This is a genomic window from Sedimentibacter sp. zth1 (genome assembly GCF_017352195.1).
In the GTDB taxonomy this organism is placed as follows: Bacteria; Bacillota; Clostridia; order Tissierellales; family Sedimentibacteraceae; genus UBA1535.
Genome location: NZ_CP071445.1, coordinates 2,305,765 through 2,317,760 on the forward strand (window position 1 = coordinate 2,305,765; position 11,996 = coordinate 2,317,760).

The 11,996-nt window shown below is 28.0% G+C and carries 11 protein-coding genes; 6 read left to right on the forward strand and 5 right to left on the reverse strand.

Annotated elements, in window-relative coordinates:
- Window positions 1-107 precede the first annotated feature (107 nt).
- Window positions 108-1,568 (reverse strand): nicotinate phosphoribosyltransferase, encoded by a 1,461-nt coding sequence (locus tag JYG23_RS11115; protein ID WP_207235740.1) that lies wholly within the window; start codon window positions 1,566-1,568, stop codon window positions 108-110.
- A 171-nt stretch (window positions 1,569-1,739) separates the two neighbouring features.
- Between JYG23_RS11115 and JYG23_RS11120 the strand changes: the two genes are divergently transcribed.
- Genes JYG23_RS11120 through JYG23_RS11135 form a run of 4 tightly spaced genes read left to right on the forward strand, consistent with a single transcriptional unit; the run spans window position 1,740 to window position 4,952 of the window.
- A complete protein-coding gene (locus JYG23_RS11120) occupies window positions 1,740-2,528 on the forward strand; it encodes a GTP pyrophosphokinase family protein (protein ID WP_207235741.1) in 789 nt (262 codons plus the stop codon).
- Window positions 2,529-2,579: 51 nt separating this feature from the next.
- Entirely contained in the window at window positions 2,580-3,524 is a 945-nt protein-coding gene (locus JYG23_RS11125) for a GDSL-type esterase/lipase family protein (RefSeq protein WP_207235742.1), read from the forward strand.
- Window positions 3,525-3,554: 30 nt separating this feature from the next.
- The gene (locus JYG23_RS11130; protein ID WP_207235743.1) at window positions 3,555-4,031 is read left to right on the forward strand and encodes a DUF4358 domain-containing protein; all 477 of its coding nucleotides are present in this window, start codon (window positions 3,555-3,557) and stop codon (window positions 4,029-4,031) included.
- A 36-nt stretch (window positions 4,032-4,067) separates the two neighbouring features.
- Window positions 4,068-4,952: a TrmH family RNA methyltransferase gene (locus tag JYG23_RS11135; RefSeq protein ID WP_207235744.1), complete on the forward strand. Its 885-nt coding sequence runs from the start codon at window positions 4,068-4,070 to the stop codon at window positions 4,950-4,952.
- 39 nt (window positions 4,953-4,991) lie between these two features.
- On the opposite strand, the gene JYG23_RS11140 is transcribed toward JYG23_RS11135, so the two are convergent.
- On the reverse strand, window positions 4,992-5,477 hold the full coding sequence (locus JYG23_RS11140) for an HD domain-containing protein (RefSeq protein ID WP_207235745.1): 486 nt from the start codon (window positions 5,475-5,477) through the stop codon (window positions 4,992-4,994).
- A gap of 210 nt (window positions 5,478-5,687) precedes the next feature.
- Window positions 5,688-7,304 (reverse strand): peptidoglycan DD-metalloendopeptidase family protein, encoded by a 1,617-nt coding sequence (locus tag JYG23_RS11145; RefSeq protein ID WP_207235746.1) that lies wholly within the window; start codon window positions 7,302-7,304, stop codon window positions 5,688-5,690.
- Between the two features lie 333 nt (window positions 7,305-7,637).
- Here JYG23_RS11145 and JYG23_RS11150 point away from each other — a divergent pair, with 333 nt between their 5' ends.
- On the forward strand, window positions 7,638-8,750 hold the full coding sequence (locus tag JYG23_RS11150) for a DnaD domain protein (protein ID WP_207235747.1): 1,113 nt from the start codon (window positions 7,638-7,640) through the stop codon (window positions 8,748-8,750).
- On the forward strand, window positions 8,750-9,733 hold the full coding sequence (locus tag JYG23_RS11155; RefSeq protein WP_207235748.1) for an ATP-binding protein: 984 nt from the start codon (window positions 8,750-8,752) through the stop codon (window positions 9,731-9,733). The genes JYG23_RS11150 and JYG23_RS11155 overlap by 1 nt, the downstream gene beginning before the upstream one ends.
- Before the next feature lie 72 nt (window positions 9,734-9,805).
- Here the strand turns inward: JYG23_RS11155 and JYG23_RS11160 are convergent, their stop codons facing one another.
- Window positions 9,806-11,062 (reverse strand): uracil-xanthine permease family protein, encoded by a 1,257-nt coding sequence (locus JYG23_RS11160; RefSeq protein ID WP_207235749.1) that lies wholly within the window; start codon window positions 11,060-11,062, stop codon window positions 9,806-9,808.
- Window positions 11,063-11,298: 236 nt separating this feature from the next.
- Window positions 11,299-11,880 carry a TetR/AcrR family transcriptional regulator gene (locus tag JYG23_RS11165; RefSeq protein ID WP_207235750.1) on the reverse strand — a complete coding sequence of 194 codons (582 nt, stop codon included), beginning with the start codon at window positions 11,878-11,880 and terminating at the stop codon, window positions 11,299-11,301.
- Between the last annotated feature and the right edge of the window lie 116 nt (window positions 11,881-11,996).

An 11,996-nucleotide genomic window follows, 5' to 3' on the forward strand; every position in this document is an offset into this window, starting at 1 on the left:
TCTCTCTAAAAAAATAAACTTACTTATATATAATAATAAAAAATAGTGTATTTGTAAATAACAAAAACAAGCTTAATATTATTAAGCTTGTCAAATATATACAAAAATTATTTTACACTGTATTTTTTTATCATCTCATTTTTGCAATCCCATAATTTTTGTGATAAATCCACAAAATATTGATGAGGGTTGTAAAATCTTTTTATTTCAAGCCAAAATAGACTCAATTGTTCTTTAGAATAATTTCTTATTTCTTCAAGTGTAGGCATATCATATACACATTTACCATCAATAAATATTGGCTTTTGCAATTTTTTTGCTGTAAAATCAGTAATTTTTTTCTTTTTCCAAGTATGAATTGGGTCAAAAATTGTATATGGTTTAGTATCATCTATAATTTCGTCCTGTAAAGTTATAACATCGGCTTTAGGTACTCCAGTTGATTTATCAACCAACCTCCAAACTTGTTTAAATCCAGGATTAGTAACTTTTTCAACGTTTTCAGAAATTTTGATTCTAGGAATGATTTTCCCATCAATTTCAATTGCAGCAAGCTTGTATACACCGCCAAAAACGGGCTCTGATTTTGCAGTTACAAGTCTTTCACCAACACCAAAGGTATCAATTTGTGCTCCTTGATTCAAAAGGTCTGAAATTAAGTATTCATCAAGGCTATTCGAAGCGATAATTTTACAATCCTGTAAGCCCTCAGCATCAAGTATTTTTCTGCATTTTTTAGATAAATAAGCTATATCACCGCTGTCTATTCTAACACCCTTTAATCTTTTTCCCATTGGTTCTAAAACTTCTTTTGAAAGTTTTATAGCATTAGGAAGCCCACTGTTCATTATATTATATGTATCTATTAAAACAATACAATTGTCTGGATATAGTCTTGCGTAATTTTCAAATGCAATATATTCATCTCCAAATAGTTGTATCCAAGAATGTGCCATAGTTCCTGCAGCAGGTACACCAAAAACTTCGTCAGCTATAGTTGTAGCAGTACCAGCTACCCCACCAATATATGCAGCTCTAGCGCCATATATTGCTCCATCGTAACCTTGACATCTTCTTGCACCAAATTCAAGTACAGCTCTTCCTTTTGCAGCTCTAACAATTCTATTTGCTTTCGTCGCAATTAAACTTTGGTGATTAATTGTAACCAAAACCATAGTTTCCAACAATTGAGCTTCTATAGCTTTAGCTTTAACTGTCAGTATTGGTTCATAAGGAAATACTGGAGTTCCTTCAGGTATAGCAAAAATACTACCCGTAAATTTAAAATTAAGAAGATAATCTAAAAATTCTTCACTAAAAATTCCTTTGCTTCTTAAAAAATCAATATTACTTTTTGTAAATCTTAAGTTAGTAATGTAATCTATGATTTGTTCAAGACCAGCTGCTATAGCAAAACCAGCGTTGTCAGGATTTTTCCTATAGAACACATCAAAATATACTATGCAATCTTTTAATCCTTTCTGAAAATATCCATTAGACATTGTAAGTTCATAAAAATCCATTAGCATAGAAAGGTTTCTATCATTTCTAACATCAATTGTACTCATAATAATCTCCATTATTGTTATATTTAATAATTGTTACAATACATGGATTATACATCAAAATAATATTGTTTTCAATAGCAAAATATGATTGATTTTTTTTGGATATAATATTAAAATTGTATATATAAGGATTAATGTATTTTTCATTATATGTAAAATGAGGGTGATGAGATGATTAATAACTGGCAAAAGTTTTTACTTCCGTATAGTCAGGCAGTAGATGAATTAAAAGTTAAATTTAAAAGTATGCGCAAATCATACAAAGGACTAGATGAGTTTTCTCCTATCGAGTTTGTAACAGGTAGGGTAAAAACTATTTCAAGTATAATTGAAAAATTAGGACGAAGGGGACTTTCTATTGATGATGCAGCTAAATTAGAAGATATTTCGGGCATAAGAATAATGTGTCAACTTGTCGATGATATTACTTCAGTTGTTGATTTGATAAAAGCTAGAGATGGTAAAGACCTTGAAATAGTTGAAGAAAGAGATTATACTAAGAATATTAAAGAAAGCGGTTATAGAAGCTATCATGTAATAGTTAATTATTGGGTATATACAGCGGCTGGACCAAAGGAAGTTTTAGCAGAAATACAAATAAGGACATTGGCAATGAATTTTTGGGCTACTATAGACCATTCTATAAACTATAAATTCGAAGGCAATATACCAGAACATGTAAAAATAAGATTAAAAAATGCAGCTGATGCAGCTTACATACTAGATATGGAAATGTCTGAAATTAAGGATGAAATTAAAGATTCACAAAAGCTTTTTTTGGCTGAATCTTCACTTACAGAAAAAATATTAAACAAAATACATATTTTATATGTTAATAACAATTATAGTAGTGTAGATTTATTGCGAAAAGAATTTTACTATGCTAAAAAAAGTGGAAGCTTAGATGAACTGAGAAAGTTGAATGATAAAATAGATTTGATATTTAAAGAAATTGAATAATGACTTTGTTTATACAATAATATTTAATACATAAATATAAAGGGGCAGAAAATGTCAGAAAATAAAAGGAAAAAATTAATAAGGATAATAATATGCGCATTATTACTATGTTTAATATTAGTATGCTCATTTAATTACAATAAAAATCACAAAAAAACAGACAAAGTAATAGACTATTTACAATCTTCTGAAAATTCGCTTGAAAAAGATGAAGAAAATGAAGAAAATATAGAAAATGAAGAAAATGTTAATGATAATAATCAACGATGTGATAACACTAATATTGTATTTAATGAAAACGATAAAGAGAATAAATATGATTACATAGATAATGATAACAATGGGGAGGTAGATATCTCTGAAGACGAGTCAAAATATGTTTTTGGTGAAAAGGTACCAGAAAGTGAAACTGTAACTGATGACTATTTTTCAGATGCAGTATTTATAGGTAATTCACAAATTGAAGGAATATTGCTATATAAGTCTATGAAGAATGCTACTATATATGGTGGTAAAGGCATAATGGTAAATACAATATTTACAAAACAAGTTATAAAAAATGATGACTCTGAAAGAATAACAATAATGGATGCTTTGTCAAAAAATAAATTTAAGAAAGTATATATTATGTTAGGTGCTAATGAGTTAGGCTGGGAATTTGATTATATATTTATTGAGCAATATGGGAAAGTAATAGATGAGGTAAAAAAACTTCAACCAGATGCATTGATATATGTAAATGCTATAATGCCAGTTTCAAAAGGGAAAGACACAAAAGACAAGATATATAATAATACAAATATTGAAAATTTCAATAAACTTATATTGCAAATGACCAAAGAAAAAGAAGCATACTATATAGATTCCAAAGAGGCGATGGCGGATGAAAATGGGTATTTGCCGGATGATGCTGGACATGATGGAGTTCATTTGAATGCTGAATATTACGAAAAATGGTTTAATTATTTAAAAACACATACAGTACAAGAAATATAATAAAAACAATAAAGGAAGAAGGTAAAATAAATGAAAACAAAAGGTATAAAAATAATTACATTATTACTATTATCAATTTTTATGGTAGGGTGTACAGCTAAAGAAGATGTATCAATTAATGTGGAAGCACTAATGAATGATGCTAAAGAAGCAGCTCAATTTGAAGATGATTTGGTAGAGTTAGATAAAGATATAGTTAACAACATTTATACTTCATTGGATTTAGCTGATGTAAAAGAATTTAAAATACTTACATCTTCAACAAGTGTAAAAGCTGAAGAAATAGCTATATTTGAAGCAAATGATGCAAATGCAGCACAAAGAATTTTAGATTCAGTTGAGGAAAGATTAAGCGATATGAAATTAGGATTTGAAGGATATATACCCGAAGAGTTAGCAATAGCAGAAAATGCTATAGTAAAAAAAGAAGGCAATTATGTATTATTTGCAGTTGGTAAAAACTATAAAGAAATTGATAGCATATTCAATAAATATATAGATAAATAAACCCAAAAAAAGTAATAACATTAAAATGGAGGTAAAATGTTTATTGAATTATCATTAGATGAAAAAGAGAAATTTATAAGAGATAAATATTGGGGAAAATGTAGATTGTCAGGAAAGAGTGCAGCTGTAATAAAAAAGATTAGTGCTGTTGCAAATAATACGAGATCAAATCCTGAAAAATTAGTAGCTGTGGAAGGAATATGGGCAGGAAATCAGCTATTAAAATATGATGTAAAAATACAAGCAGTGGTATTAGATTTAAATTCTATTAAAACTTTAGAAGCGTATAAAATTATGATTGAATTATCGGATAAGGCTGAAGAGGTACATATTGTATCAAATTCTACGTTTAATAAGCTTATAGAAATAGGTACATCAGCAGGGATATTTGTATTGGCAAAGTTTCCACAAACAAAGCTACAAAACCTTAATCCTAAAAAACATGAGGTTATAGTAGTGCTAGACGGATTAGAAATACCAGGTAACATAGGTACAATAATTAGATCGTGCGATGGGACAGAAACAGATGCAATAATAATATGCAATAGAAAAACCAGAATAACACATCCTAAAATTTTAAGAAGTAGCCAAGGGTCGTGTTTTAAAGTACCAATAGTTGAAGACGAGTCAGAGAAAGTTATAGAATGGCTTCAAAAGAATAAATATAGAATTTTATTAGCAGATACTGATGCTAATGATTATTATTACGATGATGAGTATAAAGGAAAAATTGCTATAATCATGGGTAGTGAAAGATATGGAATATCAAGAGAGTGGTATAATATAGAAACTCAGTCAATCAAAATACCGATGTATGGTGATTGCGATTCACTAAATGTTGGCATAGCCGCAACTTTAATTTTATACGAGGCTGCCATCAAAAGACATGGTGTTACAAATAAATTAAGAAAATTAATATAAAAATCAAGGAATATTCTAGTTACTAGAATATTCCTTGATTTATTTCGTATTAAAGCTATATTTATTAGATGTAATCTTTTTGAAATTACTACAGTATTCAAATATTGCAATATATTTATCTACAAAGCTTACTATCCAAGCTTCTTTCCCCTTAGGCAATCCAAATGGGAACATATGTCCTTTAATTATGTCTTCTTCTAATTCATTTAAATCAAAATATTTCTTTGAATTTTCAAGTGCTATCTTGGGATGATTAATAGCATGTTTTATAGAATCTGAAATAATGCCTATATGTTTTCTTTTATAAAACTTGTATAGAAAAAAATCATGTAACAAGGCACCCCTTATGCATGATTGCCAGTCAAGACCCTTCTTCTTAGCTATCTCATAGGAATAATATGCTACCTTTAGGCTATGATCATAAACACTTTCATCGTGATGTTTTATATTTTTTGTTTGCTGATATTCTGGATGAGTCAATATAGGTTCTGCAATACATAAAAAGTCATTATCATATATTTTCATTGAGATTGTTTCCTTTCATGGCACCAAAGTTTGATAAATATTTTAGCTTACTTAAATACTATAACATACAATGCATATATGTAAACACTAAAATATTTCATAAATTGAAATATTTTAGCACACAAAAGCACGTTGCTACTTGCAACGTGCTTTAAATTAGTATATTTAACGTATATAAATTACGTTTTAAATTCATAGTTAAATTTTAAATTATTTATATTGTTGACCTATCCAATTTGCTGGATTCATTGTTTTACCATATTTTCTAACTTCAAAGTGAACGTGTGGACCAGTACTATATCCTGTAGAACCTACCAAGCCAATAACTTGACCTTGATATACCTTATCTCCTTTGCTAACTAGAAGTTTGCTACAGTGTCCATATCTTGTTGTATATCCACCACCATGATCAATTTCTATCATATAGCCATAAGTACTATACCAACCTGAAAATATAACTTTGCCACCATCGGCAGCTTTTATATTGGTTCCTTGAGAAATAGCTAAGTCAAGACCACGATGAAATGAGTTACCCCTAGTTCCGTAACGCGAACTTACATAAGCTCCGGGAACTGGATTAATAAATACCCCAACACCTACTTTGGGTGGAGGCGTTTGAGTTCCTACAAGTACAATTTCTGTACGAGGGTTTGAAACAATATCTCTTGATACTTCTTCACGGTCAATTTCCACACCGTTTTGTTCAGTTACAATATACTTAATTTCAGCAGCACCTTTAATACCGGCTCGTTTTACTTGAGATTGATCAGAGTACATATAAGAAACGTATTGTGTTTCTGAATCATATTTAATTTTTTCTTCTGCTACAACAGTATGTTTAATATTAACATTGATAAAAGGCTTTGGAACAACTAAGCTTAAATCATCACCTGGCATTAACCTGTTCTCATCAGCATCAGGATTAGCTGACATAAGTTCCTCTACTGACATACCATGTTTTATTGCTATATCCCAATAGGTATCACCAGATTCTACAGTATATGCTATTTTTTCATCAGTTCCAACTATGATATACTCTAATAACTTATCTTTTTCCATAATTTCATCGAAGTTAACATTTACTTCTTCTATTTTTACATCCTCATCTAAAGATGTTTCAAGGATATCTTCTTTATTATATGATTTTGTAAAATATTCCTTAACATCATCTAAGAGTGTATTTGCCTCAACTTGTGTTGCAACAGCACCAATTCGTTTGCTATTAACAACAATAGCATATGCAACAGATTTAAAATCAACCTTAGATCTCATTCTAGCATATAGACTAGGTTCAGATGTTAATTCACTATCGTTTGCTCTAGATTCTACAACCTCAATATTTCCAACAATATTAATATTTGATTTGTATTTGTTTTCTAACTCTTCTTGAATTTCATTAATAGCGCTATCTAATGTTTCTTTATTTCTAATAATACCAACTTGTTCATTATTAAGATAAACAGTGTAACTTTTAGCACTATAAAAAGCACTAGTATTATTGTCAGAAAGCATTGATGTACATACTGAAAAGCCAGTTAAAATAACTAGTGAAGTTGCAGCAATACAGACTGTATTAGTTATTTGAGGTTTGAATTTTTGTATCCAGTTAGGTAGGTTTGAATTTTTAAATGATTTAAAAATTCCATTTTCTAAAGATTTTTTATGTTTGAATATAGAATTTTTAATTCTTGAAAAAGCATTATCTAATTTTTTTTCATTAATAAAAACATATTTTGCATTTTTTGTTGTTACAGTATTTTTAGTGCCTTTGGTGTTCTTATTAAAACTACCTCTTGGTACACGCTTTGATTTTTTAATATTCTTCATATTACACTTCCTAAATATCATTTATCGTACCCCATATGTAAAAAATTAATAAAAACATTTTTTATTAATTTAACTTTTGCAATTTGTCTGTTATAATTAGAGTAAATAGTAAAACACCATACTCATATGGCAACTATAATTATATTATAAAAATTTTGTGATGTCAATAAAATTAATTAAACGATTTCATAAAATGGAATTGACGATATTTTTTTCAAATATTGGTTATGATACACTTATCAAATAAATAGCCAAAATATATAGCCAAAATATATAGCCTTGAAAAAATTTGCTCATAATTTATTGTATATTATTTACATTAAGGAGGAAATTATGAATTTTATTTTGCAAGAACAAAAAATAGATTTACAGGATACACCAATTGAAAATATTTTTATAACTGACTATATGCCTTTAGCCGATGGCACTTACGTTAAGGTATATTTGATGGGTTATAAGTTTGCTACAGACAAAGAAAAGAAAAATAATTTCAACAATGAAACTATAGCTAAAAATTTGAAGATACCTTTGGCTGATGTTTTAAATGCTTGGACATTTTGGGAAACTCAAGGTATCATAATAAAGCATGAAACTGAGGATGAGTATAACTATAATGTTGAGTTTGTAAACTTAAAACAACTTTATATTGATAAAATATATAGACATTTACCTAATGCAACAAAAGAAGATGATAATATATCTTATGATACAAGTATTAAAAGTGTTTCAAATAAAGAATTATTAAATTCAAATAAAATGACAGATATGAAGAAAATGCATGAAGAAATTGACAAAATATTTGGGGAGCCACAAAATATTAACAATAAGAAGAAAATACTAAAGTGGCAAAAGCAATATGAACTGAGTCCTGAAATGATGGTTCAAGCTTTTTCATATTGCATAAACAATAAAAAAATCAGAAGATACTCGTACATTGAAAGTATAATATCAATGTGGCATAATGAAAATATTACAGATATGGACACTCTTTCTGAATTCTTAGAAAACAGGGAAGATAGATACTTTATATACTCTCGAATAAGTAAAGCATTAGGATTTAACAATAGAGTTTTGACAGAAGGAGAAAGAAAAACAATTGATAAATGGGTTGATGATTTTCAATTTTCAATAGATATGATTTTAAAAGGTCTAGACAATTCTACTAAAATATCTAATCCAAATATAAACTACTTTGATGCAATACTTGAAAATTGGCATAAGAAGGGATATAAAAAACCAGAAGATGTAGTAAATGACAAAAAAGTTGTGAAAAAAAAGGTAACATCTAAACAAGTAGTAACAACAGAGAAAAAGAACAAATTTCATAACTTTGAACAAAGAACTGATCAGTACACACCAGAAGAACTTAAAGAAATAGGCAAAAGAAACTTTGAGCGTAAATTAAAAGAGTTAGGTTTAAATATGCAATCGGAGGATAAAATATAATGAACGAATCTGTATTGAGTAAAATAAGAACAGAATATGAACATAAGCGATTAAAAGCGTTGAATGATTTAGATAGAAGAAAAGAAAAAGTTTATACGATGTTTCCAAGGGTTGAAGAAATCGATAAAGAAATTGCATTAACAAGTATAAAGCTATCTAAGATAATTTTGCTTAAACCTGAAAATGTTGAACAAGAGGTTACTAAATTAAAAGAAAAAATTGATAATTTAAGAAAAGAAAAATCACAAATATTTAAAGATAACAAAATACCAAAGAACTATTTTGAAATAAAATATAAATGTTCTATTTGCAGAGATACAGGGTTTTTAGACAATGGAAAAAGGTGCAAATGTTATAAACAAAGCATAATAGAAAGTCTTTACCATATGTCAAATATAAAACAAATGCTAGAAAAAGAAAATTTTAACGAATTTAATATAAACATATTTAGTAATCAAAAATTTGGGGATGAACCTATTACACCAAGACAAAATATGTATACAATATTTGCAACATGTGAAGATTTTTGCAATAATTTTGATAAAGTTAATAACAGTATGCTATTTTATGGTGGAACCGGACTGGGAAAAACATTCATGTGTAATTGTATTGCAAGTGAACTTATACAAAGAGGAAAAACTGTTATTTATCAAACAGCAGCTAACATAATAGATATAGTTGAAAATCATAGATTTAATAAAAATGATGAAACTCAAATTAACAAGGAAAATTATAAATTTTTATTCGACTGTGATTTACTGATAATAGATGATTTAGGTACTGAGTTCAATAACTCTTTTACAAATTCTGAACTGTTTAATATTATAAATTCTAGAATGACATCAGGCAAAAAAATGGTTGTTTCAACAAATCTTTCATTAGACCAGCTTGCATCTACATATTCTGATAGAATTATTTCAAGAGTTTTCAATGAGTTTGCAATATGCTATTTTTATGGCAAAGATTTAAGGTGGGAAAGCTAACAATAAAAGAGCAATAAATAATCGAAATGGTTATTTATTGCTCTTTTTAATTTGCTTATATATTTATTATAATTAGTTACTAAATTTTGCAGTTAACCATGGTAAAAACTTATTTAATAATAAGTTAACCAGTATTCCTACTACTGCTGCTAAGCTTAAACCACCGAATGGTATATCTTCAGTTATTTTTATTTCTAGATTAAATCCTAAATATTTTTGTAAATATGTTGCATATAATCCTATAAATAATATAACTAACATAGTGATTATATTTTTCCAGTTAAACTTTACTTTTTCTAGTTTTATAGTTTTAACACCTATAAGTGAAATCATACAGTATAACATAAGTGAAATTCCACCCATAACAGGTTCTGGTATACTACCTAAAAATCCACTAACTTTTCCTATGAAAGAAAGCAATATTGCAAATGCAGCAGCGATTTCTAGATTTCTTGGATTATAGTTTTTAGTCATTGCCAACACACCTGTGTTTTCTCCATATGTTGTATTAGCAGGACCACCTATTAAACTAGCAAATATTGTTGCAAGACCATCACCTAGTAATGTTCTATTAAGACCAGGATCTTTTATAAAATCTTTTCCGACAACTTGACCATTTGTTGTTATATCGCCAATGTGTTCCATGAAAACTGCTATAACTATTGGTGCAATCATCATAATTGCTCCAACATCGAATTTGGGCAATGTGAAACTTGGTATTGAAAACCATGCTGCTTCAGCAATGTCTTTTGTAACAATTAATGAATTGTCAATAAGTAATGTTAGTAAATATCCAATAAATATTGCAAGTATGATATTCAATTGTTTTATAAATCCTTTTGCAAATTTACTAATGCATAATGCACTACCTAAAGTTATAAAAGCAATCAAAAAATTTGTTTTGCAATGGTCAAATGCTACTGGAACTAAGTTTAATCCTATAACAATTATCATTGGTCCTACAACTTGACCAGGTAATAATTTTCTTATTCTTTTAACACCTATTTTATTGACAAGTAAAGAAAATATTACATAAATTAAGCCTGCTACCATTATACCACCTTGTGCATACTGTACTGAACCATACTTAGCTATAACAGCAACTATAGGTGGTATAAACGCAAATGATGAACCTAAAAATACTGGGACTTTAAATTTAGTGCAACAGTGAAAAATTAACGTACCAACTCCAGATGAAAATAAAGCAACAGATATATCAAGTCCAGTTAACATTGGGACTAATACTGTTGCTCCGAACATTGCAAGTAAATGTTGAATACCAAGAATAAAATTTTTAACGCCAATTTTCTCAGAATAATTTGTATTCATTTTATAAATCCTCCATAAAAATATTATTTTTTATGGTCTAAAATTGCATAATGTTATAAAAATAAGCCTTTCTCACAGAGAAAGGCTTGTATTTTACATAATAAATCCTAATTTATATACAATCTCAAACCTTTCTGATATCTCTGTATCAGATTAAAAGTTACTTTAAGTATAATATTACATATTTATATAAAAATCAAGATAATATTTTCAATTTTAAAATATTTTTCACAAAATTAAACTCTAATACTATTTAAATAAATAGATATTATTCTTTGTCCATATTGGAGAAGAGAATATCTGTTTTGATTTAAGCACCAATCATAAGTTAAACCACGCTCAATAATAGAAAAATCTTCAGCTAATTCTAAATATGAGAGATTACTCTTTAATTCACCCTTTTCAAGCCCTTCTTTTATAATAATTGATATAATTTGGTAGTACCTTCTGTTTCTGTTTAATATATGTCTAGTTCTATCAGTCATAACTTGCATGCCGTATAAGGTTGTTAAAAATGTTCTATAAGGAGATGTTTCTATATTATTTAGTACATATGCATCAAAAGATAGTAATTTATCAGCAGCGTGCATACTATTATCAACTGTCTTTTCCCAAGCTTCATAATTATTATCAAAAATATATGCAACAGAAAATAGAAGTTCTTCTTTGCCTTTAAAATGATGATAAAACGAGCCTCGTGATGTTTTAGATTGTTCAATTATTTGATTAATTGTTGTATTATCATATCCCTGTTTTACAAATAAATTCCATGCAGTATTCATAATTTTTTGTTTTGTAGTGATTTTCTTAATTTCCATTATTATACCTCTATAAACTAAAATATTCCTCCATAAACTAATAAAGTAATAATAACATAATTATTACTTAAAATCAATAAAAAGAATTCGAATAGTTCTTGACAATTCAATGCTAA

What these genes read in the sequence shown, in the direction of transcription:
- JYG23_RS11115 (WP_207235740.1), bottom strand. Translation starts at nt 1,568, where the DNA reads ATGAGTACAATTGATGTTAGAAATGATAGAAACCTTTCTATGCTAATG.
- JYG23_RS11140 (WP_207235745.1), bottom strand. Translation starts at nt 5,477, where the DNA reads ATGAAAATATATGATAATGACTTTTTATGTATTGCAGAACCTATATTG.
- JYG23_RS11130 (WP_207235743.1), top strand. Translation starts at nt 3,555, where the DNA reads ATGAAAACAAAAGGTATAAAAATAATTACATTATTACTATTATCAATT.
- JYG23_RS11160 (WP_207235749.1), bottom strand. Translation starts at nt 11,062, where the DNA reads ATGAATACAAATTATTCTGAGAAAATTGGCGTTAAAAATTTTATTCTT.
- JYG23_RS11125 (WP_207235742.1), top strand. Translation starts at nt 2,580, where the DNA reads ATGTCAGAAAATAAAAGGAAAAAATTAATAAGGATAATAATATGCGCA.
- JYG23_RS11135 (WP_207235744.1), top strand. Translation starts at nt 4,068, where the DNA reads ATGTTTATTGAATTATCATTAGATGAAAAAGAGAAATTTATAAGAGAT.
- JYG23_RS11155 (WP_207235748.1), top strand. Translation starts at nt 8,750, where the DNA reads ATGAACGAATCTGTATTGAGTAAAATAAGAACAGAATATGAACATAAG.
- JYG23_RS11165 (WP_207235750.1), bottom strand. Translation starts at nt 11,880, where the DNA reads ATGGAAATTAAGAAAATCACTACAAAACAAAAAATTATGAATACTGCA.
- JYG23_RS11150 (WP_207235747.1), top strand. Translation starts at nt 7,638, where the DNA reads ATGAATTTTATTTTGCAAGAACAAAAAATAGATTTACAGGATACACCA.
- JYG23_RS11145 (WP_207235746.1), bottom strand. Translation starts at nt 7,304, where the DNA reads ATGAAGAATATTAAAAAATCAAAGCGTGTACCAAGAGGTAGTTTTAAT.
- JYG23_RS11120 (WP_207235741.1), top strand. Translation starts at nt 1,740, where the DNA reads ATGATTAATAACTGGCAAAAGTTTTTACTTCCGTATAGTCAGGCAGTA.